General features: G+C 58.4%; 15 protein-coding genes. All 15 read right to left on the bottom strand.

Going from position 1 to position 18,035, the window contains the following annotated elements; translation table 11 throughout:
* Position 1: 1 nt before the first annotated feature.
* Positions 2–1,234 carry a restriction endonuclease subunit S gene (locus HMPREF2562_RS07850; protein ID WP_070549832.1) on the bottom strand — a complete coding sequence of 411 codons (1,233 nt, stop codon included), beginning with the start codon at positions 1,232–1,234 and terminating at the stop codon, positions 2–4.
* On the bottom strand, positions 1,227–3,227 hold the full coding sequence (locus tag HMPREF2562_RS07845; protein ID WP_070549831.1) for a type I restriction-modification system subunit M: 2,001 nt from the start codon (positions 3,225–3,227) through the stop codon (positions 1,227–1,229). The genes HMPREF2562_RS07850 and HMPREF2562_RS07845 overlap by 8 nt, the downstream gene beginning before the upstream one ends.
* A gap of 631 nt (positions 3,228–3,858) precedes the next feature.
* A complete protein-coding gene (locus tag HMPREF2562_RS07840) occupies positions 3,859–4,767 on the bottom strand; it encodes a copper transporter (RefSeq protein WP_070549830.1) in 909 nt (302 codons plus the stop codon).
* Between the two features lie 89 nt (positions 4,768–4,856).
* A complete protein-coding gene (gene steA, locus HMPREF2562_RS07835; protein WP_070549829.1) occupies positions 4,857–6,041 on the bottom strand; it encodes a putative cytokinetic ring protein SteA in 1,185 nt (394 codons plus the stop codon).
* A gap of 25 nt (positions 6,042–6,066) precedes the next feature.
* Positions 6,067–7,806 (bottom strand): DNA repair protein RecN, encoded by a 1,740-nt coding sequence (gene recN, locus HMPREF2562_RS07830; RefSeq protein ID WP_070549828.1) that lies wholly within the window; start codon positions 7,804–7,806, stop codon positions 6,067–6,069.
* 58 nt (positions 7,807–7,864) lie between these two features.
* A complete protein-coding gene (locus HMPREF2562_RS07825; RefSeq protein ID WP_070549827.1) occupies positions 7,865–8,851 on the bottom strand; it encodes an NAD kinase in 987 nt (328 codons plus the stop codon).
* Entirely contained in the window at positions 8,844–9,683 is an 840-nt protein-coding gene (locus tag HMPREF2562_RS07820; RefSeq protein WP_070549846.1) for a TlyA family RNA methyltransferase, read from the bottom strand. Before HMPREF2562_RS07820 ends, HMPREF2562_RS07825 begins: the two co-directional genes overlap by 8 nt.
* A 5-nt stretch (positions 9,684–9,688) precedes the next feature.
* Positions 9,689–9,970, bottom strand: a complete 282-nt coding sequence (locus HMPREF2562_RS07815) for a hypothetical protein (protein WP_070549826.1) — start codon at positions 9,968–9,970, stop codon at positions 9,689–9,691.
* 6 nt (positions 9,971–9,976) lie between these two features.
* On the bottom strand, positions 9,977–11,017 hold the full coding sequence (locus HMPREF2562_RS07810) for an HAD-IIA family hydrolase (protein ID WP_070549845.1): 1,041 nt from the start codon (positions 11,015–11,017) through the stop codon (positions 9,977–9,979).
* A 110-nt stretch (positions 11,018–11,127) separates the two neighbouring features.
* Positions 11,128–12,369, bottom strand: a complete 1,242-nt coding sequence (locus HMPREF2562_RS07805; protein WP_070546195.1) for a hypothetical protein — start codon at positions 12,367–12,369, stop codon at positions 11,128–11,130.
* A gap of 112 nt (positions 12,370–12,481) precedes the next feature.
* On the bottom strand, positions 12,482–13,393 hold the full coding sequence (locus HMPREF2562_RS07800) for an RNase H family protein (RefSeq protein ID WP_070546196.1): 912 nt from the start codon (positions 13,391–13,393) through the stop codon (positions 12,482–12,484).
* Positions 13,394–13,437: 44 nt separating this feature from the next.
* Positions 13,438–14,196, bottom strand: a complete 759-nt coding sequence (locus tag HMPREF2562_RS07795) for an iron ABC transporter ATP-binding protein (RefSeq protein ID WP_070549825.1) — start codon at positions 14,194–14,196, stop codon at positions 13,438–13,440.
* The gene (locus HMPREF2562_RS07790) at positions 14,193–15,236 is read right to left on the bottom strand and encodes an iron chelate uptake ABC transporter family permease subunit (protein ID WP_070549824.1); all 1,044 of its coding nucleotides are present in this window, start codon (positions 15,234–15,236) and stop codon (positions 14,193–14,195) included. Before HMPREF2562_RS07790 ends, HMPREF2562_RS07795 begins: the two co-directional genes overlap by 4 nt.
* Entirely contained in the window at positions 15,229–16,176 is a 948-nt protein-coding gene (locus HMPREF2562_RS07785) for an ABC transporter permease (protein ID WP_070437363.1), read from the bottom strand. The genes HMPREF2562_RS07790 and HMPREF2562_RS07785 overlap by 8 nt, the downstream gene beginning before the upstream one ends.
* 39 nt (positions 16,177–16,215) lie before the next feature.
* A complete protein-coding gene (locus HMPREF2562_RS07780) occupies positions 16,216–17,223 on the bottom strand; it encodes a siderophore ABC transporter substrate-binding protein (RefSeq protein ID WP_070549823.1) in 1,008 nt (335 codons plus the stop codon).
* Positions 17,224–18,035: the final 812 nt, after the last annotated feature.

Here is an 18,035-nt window from a genome sequence, read left to right as displayed (position 1 = left end):
ACTAGACCTCTTTCCGCCCGGTTACGACTTCGGTAATCAGCGCTGTCTTTCGCGCTTTCAGGTTTTCGATGAGTCGCGTGGATTCTTCAATGAGAGTGTCCATGCGCTCAAACTCGCGGTCTAGTTCGTCAGCGATTTCAACCTGCTTTTCGAGTGGTGTGAGGGGGACTTTGAAAGTTGAGAGGTACTGAGTGGAGATTCGCTGTAGTCCCGCAACACCATATATCTGTCCTCGCGCTTCGTCCAGGAACTTGCTTGATAGCATGTTGTAGACGATCCACCGTGGATCAGCATTCAGATGTGCTCGAAGAGTATGCACCTCAGAAGTAGCCAGCCCAATGGGCGACTCTGTTTCCGCTACCATCGTGCGACCGTGAAAAACGGTGGGAGTCACCTTAGGCACAAGGATGTCGCCACGTCTGAACTGCGTGTATGAACTCTTTCCTCCATCCCAAGCGATCTTTTCGGAATAGTCAGCCTTCCCGTGGGACCAAACGTTCTCAAGTGGCAGAAAATCAATCTTTTCGCCTTCAGGGAGATCTCTGAACTCGGGAGTGAGTGGGTTTGTGCTTGCGTAGTTCCACAAACCCACAACGCTACGTTCACAGCCGTTAAGATGGTCATAAAGTTTCTTAGTAATCAGCAGGCTTCTACGGTTTGTTAAGTTTGTTGCCAGTCCATCAAACTCTTCGATTAGCGTGTCCATCTCGCTGATTTCCTTATCGAGATAATCAGCGATACGACGCTGGGTTTCGAGTGGAGGACGCAAAAGTTTTAGCCGAGAGAAACGTGCGTAATTGATCGTTTGTCCGTCGCGAAGTTGGTCAGTAGACGATGCCATTCCTTCGATAAATGGCGCTGACTTCAGAAAATATCGCCAGTAGCCAGTAAATACACCGTCACGAGGTTCTAGAACCGTGTAGGCGGTACTGACTTTTCCTCTGATTTGGCTCCGTTCAATCCCACCCTGGAAACTACGGAGATGAATCACAAAATCATTGGGTTCGACGTGCTTCATGTCAGAATCGGACAGTTTCTGCATGACTTTCCCGCCCGTGATTTCCTGATACTTATCTTGGGGAAGAACACCGTATTTTTGGGATGGCGTTAAATGAATGTCATCTTTCAGATTCTTCTCGCTGCGTTCCCTAAATATTATGGTAGAAGGCACAATATCGAAGTCAGAAGCGACTTCTCCTAGCCAGTAGACTCCACTATCTTTTAGATCAGTCATCAGAACGCACCTCCCGGAACATGGAATAAATGCGATCGAGTGAAGCCGCAATATCTGCGTCTAGTTCCTCCAAAGAGCGGGACTCTTCTGGCTTATAGAACAGGCGGGTCAATGGAAGTTCCGTTCCAACCTTCGCCAGCGACTCATCCCACTGCATGTCAGGGACAAATGGGAGCACTTCACGCTCCATGTGCTCGGCCACATCCTCCAGGTACGGCACGCGCTCGATTACCTTGGTCGAAGCGTCCACAACAGGGTTGCCCTTCTCATCCAGAGAAGCCGGAGCATTTTCATCCTCAACAGCAAGCGACTTCATGATGTGTCGGAGAAGCGGAGCGCCCATCTTCACGCCGTGGGCTTTAGCTAATGCCTTCAATGCCTTAGGAAGATCGTTGTAGGCGCGTCCCTCCATCTCGCAGATGACTGCTTCGTGCTCCGGGAAAGCAGACTTGTGCTTCATCGCTTTTGCCACAGTTTCATCGGTGACGCTCACGGCGTAGTGCGCCAATTTGAACATTGGCACATCGCGGTAAGTCAGATCGTCAGCGGTAACGATGATGGAGCGGTCGTTCTCCTCGAAATCCTTGTAAATCTTCGTGATTTCGCGGATATTATCATCCGTGAATTCGACGCGCTTTTGGCCCATGTTCTTGCGCATCGGGGTGCAAATATCGGTCGCGTCGATGAACTGAATCTTGCCTCGCCTGCGTGGTTCCTTGTTGCGATCAAGAATCCAAATGTAGGTGGCGATGCCAGTGTTGTAGAACATGTCATTCGGCAGCGCGATAATCGCATCCAAGACTTCGGTGCCGCCCTGCGCACCAATGAGGTATTTGCGGATGCTGTCCGGGCCGCTTTCAGCGTCGCCAGTAAAAAGCGGAGACCCGTTCGTGACCACGGCCGCTCTTCCGCCCTTAGTGGCACCACTGGCCGGTGCAAGCTTATGAGCAATGTGCATCAGAAAGAGCATCTGCCCATCGCTTACAGCTGGAAGTCCCTCAGAGAAACGCGGGTCCCCCTGGTCACGGAGATTATTCACCTTCTCTTGAAACGCCTTCCAGGAAGAGCCATACGGTGGATTGGCCATGATGTAGTCGAAGGTGTCATTAGCGTATTGATCGTTGATTAGCGAGTTACCAAACTTGAGTACTTCCGGGTCCTTGAAACCCTGCATGAGCAAATCGGACTTGCCCATCGCGAAGGACGATTCCTTCAACTCCTGCCCAGCTACAACAACCTCAATGCCTGGATTGATTGCACGCAATGCATCACGGGCAGCAATCAACATGCCACAGGTACCAGCCGTTGGGTCATACACCGAACGGATAATGCCGTCCTCTTCTAACTCGGTGTCATCGGAGGTAAACAGGATGGAAGTCATCAGGCGAATAGCGTCGCGCGGGGTATAGAATTCACCGGCATCTTTCGCTTTGCGCGCAAATGAGCGATACATCAGGTTTTCAAAAATATCGCCCATCGTCTGATCTTGGAGCGCTTTATCAGACATGTCGATGGATGCGAAGTGGTTGACCACGTTCCACAGTTGGTTGTTGCGGTCCAAAAAGTCAATGAGTTTGTCGAACTCGAACGCATCCCAGATCTTTAGGATGTTTGGGGAAAACGCGTTGAGGTATTGCTTGAGTCCTGGTTTAAGCGCGTCATCGGAAATTGCCAGGCGTTCTAGTGAAAGCTCATGGGAGTTCCAGAAACGGAGTTGGAACTGATTCTCGATCATGAGTCCAATTATCGAAGGATCGGTACCGCGCTTATTTTCACGACGAATGAGTTCGAGTACCTGCTTCTTGGTGGGAGCCAAGCGCGCTTCTAATCGGCGCAGAACAGTAAACGGGATGATGTAGTCACCGTAGTTTTCAGCCGGGACAATCAAACGTAAGTAATCGTCAGCGGTTTGCCAGATGGCCGCGTTGAGACTGCTGACCTTTGCGGTCTGCTTTGGAGTGATTGAATCAAGAATCTCGGAAGTGCCAACCATTTCAAAATATCCTGACTAACTTGAAGATGTCTTTACCCACATATATTGTCTAACCACTTTGCTATTTCAATAATCCGGGGGTTACACCCAGCAACAGGGCACTCGGCGACAGTTAAAAAGCGGAGGCACCGTAACCAGGTACTGGACTTACCAATCCGCTACAACGGCCAGACGCGATTGAAAAGACTCGCCATACTCGGATACTGACGTAGTTACCCAATAGAGCACATCACTACCTGGAGGTGCTGGTCGTATCGCCAATCCAATCGAAAATATGCTGGAGTATTCCCTCTTTCCGAGGTTTTGAATTAATCCTGCCAGGAATCAGCATAGAAAACCCAACACGAAAATCTTATGTTCCACCAGTCATGGATTGGACTTTTCCTCATCTGGCCATCTGGCTTCCTATGTAGGAATGCCCCGCTACCGCCGACGGTTCCCGTCCGCCCGGCCACCACGGCTCGCGCGGACGGAACGCTCTCCACCTTCGTTACCTAGGTAGTCATTACCCCAGGAATCTTCACCGATAATGGCGTAGTCGTCTCGCCATGACGTTCTCGTAGCCTGTCGTTCCATGCGACGCTCGAAACGCTTAATTGATTGTTCCCGCTTGCTTGGCACTGTTCGTTCCTTACTTCTTCAAATCCCCAACAACCCCAACCCGGCCCGCCGAATCTGACACAGCGTCCACACGCTTCACTGCAGGGTCGACACCCCAGCGCTCGTCTGGCAGGGCGCTGACACCTTCGCGGCCGAAGCCATCAGTCCCCACCACAACGTGACCAGCAGCATCCTCACCAGCACCAAACCCCTCAGCCAGTGCCACAGCTAAATCCGCAACCAAGCCAGCACCGAACTCCGGGTCCTCGCCCTTATCAATCGCAGCCTTTGACACAGTGCCGTGATTACCAACAATCACAATGCCAGCAGCCGGTCGCAGCGTCCCCTCCTCATACTCAACAAAACCGCCGCCCTTCAGGGCCTCCAGCAGCAGCTTTCGGTCCGCAGCGGAAGCCCGCTCTCCCCCATCCTTATCCAACTCCAACACAGGAGCCAGCGCCTGGCCGGCCTGTCGACCCGGCTCGCGGCGCTCCGGATCCAGCTGCACATCAGCCGGCAGCGAGGTAGAAACCGTATCCTTCAACTCATCCGCGCCAGCGGAGGAAAGAAACTTATCGGTAAGTTTCAGCACACCCGCATCTGGGGCACCAGCAGCGCGCAGGGTCTCGGAAACCCCTGCAAGCTGCTCATCGGTGGCATCAGGCGTGGCGATAACCAGAACGGGCACATCCTTCAAAGAGTCCTTGACGATCTCCCCGACGATGGGTTCGATGATGCGGTTGGCTTCATCGGCACGCGCTTGCTGCGCATCAGCGCGTGCAACAGCGGCATCGCGCTCAGAGGCGGCGCCAGTGCCGAAATCAATGCCAGCACCGGCAGGGTTCAACACATAAGCACCCAGCGCAGCACCTGCCGCAACACCGAGGGCAGCACCTGTCACACCGGCTGTAAACTTCCCGCTCCTGCGCTTCTTCGCCATCGCCTGTCCCTCATTCCTTTCGCCGACGCCTCAATCAGCACTGACAGCTGAAAACTCAGGCGCTCACAATGCTCAAGATACCGCTATAACTACTTAAACAGCCCCTGGAACCACAGTGCAATGGAGTTCCAAGTATCAATCAAATTCTCGCTGACAGAACCATCGCCGGAGGTACCAGCGATAGCGAAGATCACCGCAACGGCCACGAAGATAGCCAGGATTGCCCAGGCCACACCAAAACCACGGCTATTGACCTGGTAGAGGTCGGCGACCATGCGACCGTCGACAAGCTTTTCCCCGACCTTCAAACGCGACAGCAACGCCGACGGCACACCGCTTTGATCCTCAGCGTGGTAGATGCTGTCGATGTTCTGTGGAGCACCGACGGAGACGACCATGTCGGCGTCGTGATGCGCGGCGAAGACCAGCGCCAGGTCAGTGGCGGAATCGGACAGCGCCGGGAACGTCATGGCGCCAATACCGAGGTCCTGAATGCGCTCAAGGCCTACCGCGTGACCGTCCGGGTCGGCGGGCAGAATCACGCAACCGGCAGACCGCAGTGCCTCAGAGTTGATGTTCTCCGGATCACCGATGATGTAGTCCGGCTCGTACTTCAGATCGAAGAGCGTGTCGGCACCGGTGTCGACACCGATGAGCAGCGGCTCGTACTCGCGGATGAAGTTCTTTAAGTCTTCCAGCGTCTTGCGGTGTCCCTCACCAGGGCTGACCACAACGACCTTGCGGCCACGCAGCGGCTCCGTCTCGTCCGGAATGCCCAGGCCATCGATGTAGAGCGGGGACTCGGTCTTGGCGAATTCCACCAAGTTGCCGGAGAGTGCCTCCAGGCGGTCGACCATGCTGGTGCGGCCCTCGTCGAAGGCGCGCTCCAGCTCGTCCTGGTCGACCTCGTCGCCCTGCCCAATCAGGCGGTCACCGTGGTAGAGCTTGCCGTCGTCAAGCCTGCCGTTCTTGCCGTCCTTGAGCTTCTCAAAGACCTCGTCGCCGACGTTCTGCACCATCGCAATGTCGGCGTCGCGCATCATCTGCGGGCCGTAATTCGGCACAAAACCCGTGGTAAACGCGCCGGTGTTCACCACTGCGGCGACCTTGGCATCAATCAACTGCTGTGCCAGTGGACGCGAGATATCCGGCGCATCAATCACCACGATGTCGCCTTCGCCCATGCGCTTGAGCGCACGCTCCAGGCGGGAACCGTCCCGCACGGTCCCCGAAATGCCAGGAAGATCTTTTTCGTTCCGAGAGAACAGACTCATGGCACTTAGTGAAACATAAGTGCAGCTACTTGGCTGAGAAGGCGCGCCGAGCTTGATCCAGAAGATCTTGCGCGTGCGCGCGTCCGGAGTCCGAATCGTCCAGGCCCGCCATCATCCGCGCGAGCTCGTCAATACGCTCCTCGTCGCCCAGGCTCGTCACCTTCGACGACACCGCGCCCGAACGGGCATCCTTACTGACCACCAAGTGGGTATCCGCAAACGCCGCCACCTGAGGCAAGTGCGTGACGACGATCACCTGGTTATTCACCGCCAACTGCTTCAGGCGCTTGCCAATCTCCACAGCCGCGCGCCCACCAACGCCGGCATCGACCTCATCGAAAACCATCGTGTGCCCGGCCTGTCCTTCGGCGAGGACAACTTCCAATGCCAGCATGATGCGGGAAAGCTCACCGCCGGATGCGGATGAGGCCAGTGGGCGCGGCTCGGCACCTTTGTGGGCCCGGAGCTTGAACTCAATGTTGTCCACGCCTGCGGGGCCAAAGGTGTCTGCCTTGACGATCTCCACCACCAGCGAAGTGTGCGGCATGGCCAAGCCCTTGAGCTCCTTGGTCACGGCCTGTTCCAGGTGCTTCGCGGACTTTGCACGGGCCTTGGAGAGCTTCCGTGCGGTGGTGCCGAGCTTCTTCTCCGCGGTGTTGATTTCCGCGGTGAGCTTGTCCAGAGCTTCGCCGGAAACATCCAGCGTGGCGAGCTTGCGCTCCGCCTTATCTCGCCAGGCTAACACGCCCGCGATGTCCGGGGCGTACTTGCGGGTGAGATTCTTAATCTCCACCTGGCGCTGCATGAGCTTGTCCAGGGACTCGGTTTCCTCCGGCAAGCCAGAGAGAAACGCGCCGAGACCAGCGGAAATCTCGGAGAGCTGGCTGGTCAGTTCATTGAGCTGGTTGGAAAACTCGGTGAGTTCCTCGTCGTCTGCGGCGGCAAGCTCGTTTGCGGCAGCGCCGAGGAGTTCGGCGGCACCGGAGTCTTCAGCGGCGGCATCCAGGCTGTTCGCGCCCATCGCGGCGGCACCATCGATGGCGGCAAGTGCCACGGCAGCAGCGTCGCGCAGGCCGTCCAGATCCTGCATGCGGCGGATCTGCGAGGCCAGGTCCTGGTCCTCATCTGGTTCGGGCGAGACTGCGTCGATTTCTTCGATAGCGAAGCTGAGCTGATCAGCACGCATGGCCAGCTCACGGCGCTTCGAAGTCTTCTCTTCCAGTTCTTTGACCAGGGTGCGCCAGTGTGCGCGCTGCTGGCGATAAGTTTCTAGGGTTGGCGCGATTGTGTCGGCATCCATACGGTCGATGGCCACACGCTGCTCATCAGCGCTTTGCAGGCGCAGCTGATCATTCTGGCCATGAATTGCAATCAGGCGCGTGGAGACATCCGCCAATGCCGCAGCCGAGGCACTGCGGCCACCAACCCACGCCCGGGAGCGCCCCTTCGCGGAGACCTGTCGAGCAAGCAGATACTCATCATTTTCATCGCGCTCGCCACCGAGCTCAGAAACCACAGCATCGATGGTGGCTGACTCTTCCTCCGAGAGGTGCTCGGTGCAAACGCGGCCTTCCACCAAGGCCTTGTCAGCGCCGGTGCGCACGCGGCCGGCGTCGGCCCGCGCGCCACAGAGCAACTTGAGGCTGGTGACCACCATCGTCTTACCCGCACCGGTTTCACCTGTGAGCACGGTCAGGCCTGGGCTGAATTCAAGCGTCGCGTCGGGGATAACGCCGAGGTCGCGGATGGAAATCTCAGTCAGCATGGCGCCTGCAATCAGTCCTTCCCTTGAAGTATGGGGTCTCGTCTGCCGTGTTTAGGGGCTATTGCGCCTCGGCGGGGCCGCGCCACCCGGACGTCGGCAAGCGGAACTTGTGCACCAGACGATCGGCGAACGGCTGATCGTCCAGACGCACCCAGCGCACCGGCTGCGCGCCGCGCTCGATTTCGATGCGGCTGCCCGGCGGCATGGTGATGTTGCGGAAGCCATCGAGCACCGCGACCGCCTCGGCGGTGTCGTGGTTGGTCTCAATGGCGATGGTCGAGTACGGGGAGATCACCAGCGGGCGGGAGAACAGCGCATGGGCGTTGTTAGGAACGACCAGCATGGCGTCGAGCTCCGGCCACAGCACAGGCCCACCTGCGGAAAAGGCGTAGGCGGTGGAGCCGGTCGGGGTGGAAATCAGCACGCCATCGCAGCCGTAGGAACTCACCGGGCGGCGATCGACCTCTAGGATGACGTCCAGCACGCCACGGCGGTTGACGTTTTCGATGCTTACTTCGTTCAGCGCCCAACCGGAGCCAATTACGCGGCCGGTGGTGTCACGGACGGTGGCGCGGATGGTCATGCGGTCTTCGATACGCCAGGAACGCTTGATGACGCGGCTAATCGCCTCCGTCATGGACTCCTGCTCCCACTCGGCGAGGAAGCCCACGTGTCCCATGTTGATGCCGAGCACCGGCAGGTCAGCCGAATGCGCGATATCTGCAGCGCGCAGGAAGGTGCCGTCGCCGCCGAGGACGAGGACGAGTTCGCATCCCGACGCCGCCTGCGGGGAGTGCCAGTAGCGCGGGTACTTACCGAGCGTTGGGTGCGCGGCCAGTGCCTCCGGGTTTTTACCGGCCAGCACGCGGATATCGATACCCGCGGCCTCAAGCAGCTCGGCGGCCTCGGCGGCCATTTCCAGGTTGGCGCTACGGCCGGTGTGCGGGACCAGCAGGATTTCGCGCTTGCCGGCGCTGGTCTTGGAGCTATCAGTCCGTGAGCTAGTCTTCGCGCTAGTCGGTGAGCTAGTCTTCGCGCTAGTCATTGTGCGGCCCCTCCTCAACGGCCTTAGCGATGGCCGCAGCCATAGCCTCATCACCAATATCGCTGGCACCGCCGTCTTTCACCAGCCACAGGAAAAACTCCACATTGCCGCTCGGGCCCGGCAGCGGGCTGGCCACGGCCGCACGGAAGGATAGTCCCAGCGTGCGGGCGTATTCGGCGACTTCTTGGACAACTTCCTGGCGCAGCGCATCGCTACGCACAACGCCACCGGAACCAAGGCGCTCCTTGCCCACCTCGAACTGAGGCTTGACCATCGGCAACATGTCAGCACCATCGTCGAGGCAGGAAACAATCGCTGGCAGAACCAGCTTCAAAGAAATAAAGGACAGGTCGCCGACCATGACATCCGCTGTGCCGCCGAGAATCTCCGGGGTCAGCGTGCGGACATTAGTTCGGTCGAGCACAACCACCCGCGGGTCATCCTGCAAGCGCCAAATCAGCTGACCATAACCGACATCGACGGCGTATACGGTGTCGACATCGCGGCGCAGACACACATCGGTAAAACCTCCCGTGGAGGCACCGGCATCCAGTACTTTCCGGCCCTTCAGATCCAAGCCCTGCGGCTCGAAAGCTTCCAGCGCCCCGAGCAGCTTGTGCGCCCCGCGCGACGCCCAGTTCTCGTCCTCTTCCAGGCCACTGACGCGAATGGACACATCCCCTGTCACCGCAGTCGCGGGCTTAGAGGCGACAAAACCACCGACCTCGACTCGACCGGCTTTAATCATGTCCACTGCTGCTTCACGGGAGCGAGCAATCTTCCTTCGCACCAGCTCCGCATCGAGCCTGCGCTTAGGAGCTTTCTTTGCCACCGCGTTCACTTTCCTTCCCTGCGTGACGAGCCCAGGGCCTCATACAAAATCTCATGCGCCTGCTCGAACTGCGCGACTCTCTCCTGCGGAGTCGGGGCTGGCGCGGACAGCGCGGCCGCAACCTGCTCCCGGACATCCTCCGGGGTTACCTCGCGCGCACCGGGCATTGCCGCCGGGCTGGGTACGGCAGAGGGGCCAGGCTTAGTTGCAGGTGCAAGACCCGGTTTTGGTCCCGGCACAGGACCAGCCCCCTTCCCCTGCCCCGGCTTCGGTGCGACCTCACTCATCGGCTATCACATCCGCCAGGCAGCAAGCGCCGCCGCAGCAGCCGGGCCATCCGCGCGGACCTGCGCGACCTCCACTGCGCCAGCACGACCAGCCTCAGAGTTCCACACCACATCCACGACCGTCAGCAGCGCCGCCACCGCAGCCTCCGCCGAGTTCGCCAACCGAGGATCTTCCGTGTCACCGCCAGAAAGAACGATGACACCGGCCTCCGCGTCGTCGTAACGCGCGGTGAAACCAGCCTGCGGCGTCGGGCGTGCCTGATCCAGCTCACGGTTCAGCGCGGTCATATCAGCGCCGATAAGCGTCGGGCGGTGCTCAGGTGGCGCCGCGACGACATCCATATGCGTGGAAACACCCGTGACCACCATAAACGTGTCCATCTTCGCAGCTTTTCCACCCGCGATGTCGGTATCCAGGCGGTCACCAATCGCCAGCGGACTCTTCGCGCCCAGGCGCTCCGCCGCCTTAATGAACATCGGCGGCTTCGGCTTGCCCGCCGACAGCGGCGCCACGCCCGTCGTCGTCGAAATCGCCGCAGCAACCGAGCCATTGCCGACCAGAAAACCGCGCTCCGACGGCAGCGTCGTATCCAAATTCGACACCAGGTAGCGCGCACCTCGCGACACCGCCAGCGACGCCTCCGACATCTGCTTCCATGTCATCTCACGGTTGAGCCCCTGGAACACCGCCGCGGGGTAGTCATCAGCGGAATCCACGAGGTTGTACCCCGCCTCACGAGCCAACTGCTTAAACGACTCCGCACCCAATACGAAGACGTTCGAGCCCGGCTCAATGACCTCCGCCGCCATCTCGATGGCCGCCTGCGCCGACGTCATCACATCGTCCGCGTGAACGTCATAGCCCAGCTCATTGAGCTGATCCGCCACCGTCTGCGGCGCACGCGAGGCGTTGTTCGTAATAAACACCATCGGCAGCGCCGCCTCGGTCAGCCCCTCCAGCGCGTTCGGAATCGCCGCGCCACCTTCGTAAATCGTGCCATCCAGATCCAACAGAGCGGCATCATAGGAAGAAGCGACAGAAGCCATGAGGTGCATTTCTCCTTTTACGAAAATAGGAACGCTTTACGACGAATTGTAGATGCGCAGCCGCATCGCGCCAGCGGTGGATGGTTTTGCGAGTCGGGCAGCTGGGCTGTTTACTTGCTCAGCTCTTCGATGCGCTCGCGAGCATCGAGCATCTGGTCGACATCGATCTTGGCGCAGCGGGTAAACCACACCTTGGCATCGTCTTTACGGCCGGCCTCCACCAGCGCATCGGCGTAGGCGTAGAACAGACGAGCTGCTTCGAAATCCTCACGGTCCGGGTTCAGATCCTGGGTCTCCAGCTCAACCAGAGCCTCATCAATCTGGCCCATATCGCGGCGAGCACCTGCGGCGACGATAGCCAGCTCAGTCTTGGACTCGTTATCCAGCTGCTTGGCTTCCTCGGATCGAGCCAGCTCGATGGCCTTCTCCGGACGGCCGAGGCCGCGCTCACAGTCCGCCATCACTGCGAGCATGCCCGGACCACCGGAGATGCGACGAGCAGCACGCAACTCAGCCAGGGCTTCCTTCCACTCACCTGCGTGGTAAGCGGCGACACCAGCTGTCTCACGAACGACACCGACGCGGCCTGCGCGGTCCTTCGCTGCGCGGGCGTGCTCCAGGGCACGCTGCGGGTCTTCAGCCATCAGGATTGCGGCCATAATCATGTGACGAGCAACCTTGTCGGCGTTGTCCTTAGCCAGGCTCTTCAGATCCTGGCGGACGCTCGGGTCGAGCTCGTCTGCGCGAATGTCATCTGGCAGCTTCGGCTCGTTCTTGCGGGCCTCAATGCGCTCCTCGCGGAAACCTGGGCGCTGCGGGCCGGTGCGGTGCGTACGCTTCTCATCCTGGAAGCGGCCACCACGGTTAGAGCGACGTGGCTTGCCACCACGACGGTCGAAGTTGCGACCTCCCTGGCCGCCACGTCCGCCCGGGCCGCGACGATCATTGCGCTCGCCCCGGTCGTTGCGCTCGTTACGATCATTGCGGTCGTAACCGCGGCCACCGCGACCACCACGGTCATCGCGGTTAAAACGCTCATTACGATCATCGCGATTGTTGCGGTTGTAACCACGACCGCCACGACCACCGCGCTCATTGCGGTCACCGCGGTTAAAGTCACGATCGTCGCGATCATCACGACGGAAGCCCCGCGAACCACGGGAATCGCGGTTACCGCCATGACCACCGTGACCACCACGGCCACGACCACCTGGGCCACCGCCCTGTCCACGACGATCGTTGCGGTTGCGCCCGTTAAAGCCGCCCTCGCCACGACCATGGGAACGGTTAGACCCGCGGTTTCCGCGATTTCCTCGGCCTTCGCCGGAACGAGGACCTTCGTGCTCAGCCATGAAGTCGGAGCTCCTTATATGTAATGAGTAAAAGAATTTATGTGTTTTTAGGCTACCAGTAACCCCGGATTGCCTGGTGGTCTACCTAAAAGACCAAACTTTCATACTACTGCTAAGACCTGCCTACATTCCAGCCCAACAAACGCGCAGAACCTGTGGCTTTCCCCACTGCCTGGGACAAATCCCAGACAGCCAGGCCAACCCAGTCGTCTGTAGTGAACTGCGCAGTAGCGGTGGTTCCCTCGACGCGGAGCTCATGCTCGGCATCCGAAAGCCCGTCTGGCACGGCGAGGTTGGCGCCCAGGGCGTCGTTAAGCAATGCCTTGAGGGCGCGGGCATTACCCTGCTCAGCGCGATGTGCGGCCCGGCGGAAAACAGTGAGCGCTTCCTTGGCTGCGTCCTCGGGTGTCACGGTGGTGTCGGCAGCGAGGTCAAAGAGGCCTTCTTGCTCGAAGGTTGCGGTCTTGGGTGCCTTGGAGTCGGAAGAAGGCGTGGCGGGCGTGGTTTTTGTCGGCGCTGCATTCGTCTGTGCTGCATTCGTCTGCCCGCGACTCCCCGCACCAGCGAAACCTGGCCCCTCGGGCACTGCGGTGCCCTTCTGATACGCGGTGGCGGCGGCTCGGGCGCGCTGATCTGCAGCTTCGTTCATGTCGTGGCCAGAGTGGCCCTTGACCCATTCGAGATGAATGTTGCGACCAATGAGCAGCTTGTCGATGTCCTGCAAGATGTCCACGTTGAGGACGGGTTTGCCGTCGCGCTTCTTCCAGCCCTTGCGCTTCCATCCCGGCATCCACTTGGTAACGGAGTTAATCACGTACTGCGAATCGCACAGGACGAACAGTGGCTCATCGGGGATGTGAGCGGTGGCGCGGAGCAGCTCGGCAAGAGCGGTGAGCTCCCCGCGGTTGTTGGTTCCCTCTTTCCATCCGCCGGCGGCCCAGCAGCTGTCGTCGATATACCAGCACCACCCGGCAGGTCCGGGGTTGTGCAGGGCGGAACCGTCAACGGCAGCAGTAATAGTCATGAGGCTAGATTGTATCGGCTGCGTGGGTCCGGCCAGGAATTGCCTTAAGAGCCGTAGCAGGCGACCGGGCCGTGCGGGCCCTGGACGATGTCAATCTGAGTGTTGAAGATTGGGCTCAGAACCTCCGAACGCATCAGCTCTGCGGTAAGGCCGTGCTCTACAATCTGGCCATCCTTGACCGCACAGATGTAGTCGGCGTAGCGAGCCGCGAAATTGATGTCATGCAACACCACCACCATGGTTCGACCCAAATCGCGCACTGCAGTGCGCAGGTACGACATGATGTCGACCGAATGAGAAATATCCAGGTTGTTCAACGGCTCGTCGAGAAGCACGTAATCCGTCTCCTGGCAGAGCACCATTGCGACATACGCGCGCTGACGCTGCCCACCGGAGAGCTCGTCGAGGTAGCGGCCCTGGAGTTCCTCAAGATTGAGGAACTCGATGTACTGGGAGATGATGCGCTCGTCCTCAGCGGTCAGGCGCCCCTGGCTGTGCGGGAAGCGGCCGAAACTGACCAGCTGGCGCACGGTGAGACGCGTGACGAAGTGGTTGTCCTGGCGCAGAATCGACAGCACCTTCGCCAGATCCTTCGACTTGGTCTTCCCCACGTTGTATGGACCGACGTTGATGTCACCGGAATCGACGGCAAGGAGGCGGCCAATCATAGTCAAGAGCGTGGACTTGCCCGCGCCGTTCGGGCCGATCAGAGCCGTGATTGCGTTGGTTGGAATTTCCAGGTCAACGGGGCCAATTGACACCTCGCTGGTATAGCTCTTGCTTACACTGTCGAGGAGAATCATAGCCGTCCCTTCTTCAAAACGACGTAGAGGAAGATCGAACCGCCAACCAGCTCGATAATGATGGACACCACGCCCTGGGCATAGAAAACGTGATTGAGGATGAAATACGCACTGGCCAGCGTGACGTAGCCAATCAGCGCCGCCATCGGCAGCACAAAGCGGTGGTCATAGGTATCCGCAGCCTGGTACGCAATGGTCGCGACCAGGAAGCCGAGGAATGTCATCGGGCCGACCATAGCCGTCGATACTGCCATCAGCACGGACACCGCAACCAGCACGGTGATGGACCGAACCTGGTAATTCACGCCCAGATTCGTCGCGACTTCACGCCCCAACGACATGACATTGAGGGCCCGCGAATGCAGCGCAATCACCACGATTGCCGCGATCACCAGCGGGATCGCCACCGGGAAAAACTCCGGGTCCGCGTTGTTGACAGAGCCGAACAGCCGCGCCGTCAGCAGGTCAAAATCCGAAGGCGTCAGCATGCGCTGCATGAACGTCGACAGCGAAGCCAGTCCGCCACCGATGACAATGCCCACCAGCAGCATGCTGTGCATATCCGCGCCCTGCCCGGTCAGCAGCCACGCATACAGCACCAGCGACAGCCCCACCATCAGCGCGAGCTGCAGCACAAACGCGCCAACCGAGCCAGCTTTCATCAGGCCGGTCGCACCGAAGAAGTACACCGCAGTGGTACTGATAGCCACGTACAGCGCCTCAAAACCCATAATCGACGGCGTAATAATTCGGTTATTCGCAATCGACTGGAACGCCACCGTCGCGACGGCATGGCAGCAGGCAACCACGATCATGGCAATTACGGCATCAAGACGCCGGCGCGCAATCAGCCAAAAACCATCCGTACCGAACGGCAACGGGTTATCCCACGCGAGCAGGCCCGCCGTAAACAACACCGCCAGGCCCACCAGCGCAGCAATGATAATCCAGTACCTGCGCGCCGCGGCGGCCGTGCTAAACGACGTCGTTTGCGGCCCGGCCTGGTCGGCCACCGTGTGAGTTGAACTGAGATTAAGCACGACGCCGCTCCACAATCAGATAGACGAAGATGGCAGCTCCCAGGATGCCGAGAATCACCGATACCGGGATCTCGAACGGGGCGATAATGACGCGGCCAATCAGGTCCGCAATCGTCACGGTGCCAATTCCCACCAGGCACACCCACGGCAGGTTGGAGCGCAGATCATCTCCACGGAACATGGAGACGATATTCGGGACGATGAGCCCCAGGAATGGGAGGTTGCCCACCACGACGGTGACCAAACCTGTTGCGATTGCAATCAGCCCCGTTCCCAGGAACACGATTCGCTTGTAGTTCAGACCGACGTTGGTGGCAATGTCCTCACCAAGCCCCGCAACCGTTAACCGATCGCTGAATACGAAGACGATTGCAACCACGATGACGACCAGCCACAGGAATTCGTACTGCCCTTTATAAATGGCAGTAAAGGAGCCTGCGAACCACACGCCTAGCGACTGCAGCATGTCCGTCTGCAACGCAAAGAAAGTCGAAATCGAACTGACTACCGCACCCAACATGATGCCCACGATGGGCACAACCAGACTTGACTTCAAAGCGACACGGCGCAAGAACAGGAAGAACACTGCCGTGCCGATGAAAGCGAAGATGATTGCCCCGCCCATCCGACCAAGCATCGAGGCCGAAGGAAAGAAATACATCACGAAAATCAGGCCGAGACCAGCCCACTCCGTGGTTCCCGTGGTGGTGGGTTCGACGAACTTGTTGCGCGTAAGTAGCTGCATGACCAAGCCACACATCGCCATCGCGGCACCCGAGAGCACTAGTGCAATGGTGCGCGGTATACGCGTAGTGGCGAACATCTCCCAGCCGTCGTCGGCGCCCAGGATGTCGTATTGGCCTACAAACAGCGACATAGCCACCAGGACTGCCACAAAGGCAATCCCGATGGCTAGTCGGGAATCCAGTAACTTCTGCATAGAGTTGGTGAGGTACTCCTGTGACTGGTCAGAGAACTATTAGGCCTGCTCGAAGGCGTCGGCAAGCCCGTTCAGAATCTCCGTGTACGTGATAATGGACTCGTTGGTGTAGGTGTCCTCTGGGGCGTAGTAGATCTTGCCCTCCTTGACTGCCTTCACGTTCTTCAGCGGAGCAGCCTCCTCGACCACAGACTGTGCCGAACGGTACTCATCGGTACCGCGGACAGAGGTGCCAGCATCGCGGTCAAGCACCATGATGAAGTCCGGGTTTGCCTCAGCGATGGACTCGGCGGAAATCTCATCACCCTGGTGGTCATCGCTGGCCTTGTCGACCTCCAGCGCCGGCTTCATGCCAATCAGGTCGAACAGCGGGCCGAAGGTACGACCAACAGTCGGAGCAATGTAACCGAGGGTGCCGCCCGACGAGTTCAGCGCCATGACCTTCACGTCCGGGTTGTAAGCCTTGCGAGCGCGCTCCAGAGCCTTGTCAAAGTCTGCGATGAGCTGATCGGCTTCCTTCTCCTTACCGAAGATGGCGCCCAGGCCCTTAGCGTGCCGCTTGAGCTCCTCGTCCAGCGGCTTGCCCTCGCGCGGCTCAAACTCCACAATCGCGGAGTTCGGAGCGAGCTTCTTCAGGTCATCGTAGTACTTGCCGAAACGCTGACCGTTCACAATCAGGTCCGGGTCAGCAGCAGCAACAATTTCGAGATTCGGCTCGCGGTGATTGCCGATGTCCTGAACGTCAGGATTGTCCTTGTAGTCGGAAACCGTGAACGGGATAATCGGTTTAGGAGCTGCAGCCAGCTTAATACCCCACTGATCGAGCATCTCGAAGGAACGGTTATCCGTGGCCACAACAGAGTCAATCTCGGCAGGTACGGTCTGCTCACCATGATTATCAGTAACGGTAATAGTAGACTCGTTGCCTGCAGCTGCAGACTTATCCTCGTTACCGGCATCAGTAGAACAAGCACCAAGAACAAGTCCAAGGCTCGCAACAGATGCAACTACGATATTGCGAATACGGCCGGAGTTAGAACGCGCCACTTAAAGGCATCCCTTCGGTCACAGTAGGATTGTTAAACAAACGCCACTTAGACGCCGTTACCCAATCACTTACTTAGGTAATCATTACCTGTGAAACATTAGCTTAGGGTTCCCTATTTAACAAGTAAATACGTTATGAAATTACGCAATATTTAGGGCATATTTCGAACTTGGCTTAGCGTTGGCTAATTTGTGCTGGTAAAGGCACAATTGCAGCGTTCGCTAACGGGGGTAACTTGTGCCCTACGGAAGGTAACATGTGCACTATCGACGTATGTTTGGGTCTCGCTGGGCGTAGTTGGGCCTAGTTGGGCCTAGTTGGGCCTAGTTGACAATGAGCTTGCGAGCTTTGCTTGCGAGAATGGGCTGCGCTTGAATACGGGCTGTACACGCGATTGGAGGCTATACGTGTGAGTACAGGCTGCAGGCATAAATACGGGCTGCAAACGTGAAACTGTATGAGTTTATGACACTTTCAAGCGATCTTTCGCGCTATTTCTGCCATAAACGCAGTCAGTAACTTTAATTAGCCCACAGCCGCTGCCATAGACCCAGGAACTAACCCCGCATTCACCCGCCAATGACAGCCATAAAGGCAGTCAGTAACTCACATTGAGGTAAGCAGCGAAAGGTGCCAACCGGGCGATCCTCTAAGCGGACACGCCTGTGTCCATTAACCCGGACACCCTTTGCCCCCTTAAGCCTCAAGACACCGGTAAGCCCGCCTTCCGCTACCGAGCAGACCAACCCCTATTTAATCCCGTTTACTCGTGGGTAACAAAAAGTGGGCCGCAGCACCCAACCCCACACAA

The organism is Corynebacterium sp. HMSC077G07 (assembly GCF_001809225.1).
GTDB lineage: Bacteria > Actinomycetota > Actinomycetes > Mycobacteriales > Mycobacteriaceae > Corynebacterium > Corynebacterium jeikeium_D.
Note: the sequence above shows the minus strand (reverse complement) of the source record. Positions and strands in the feature narration are given on the sequence as shown.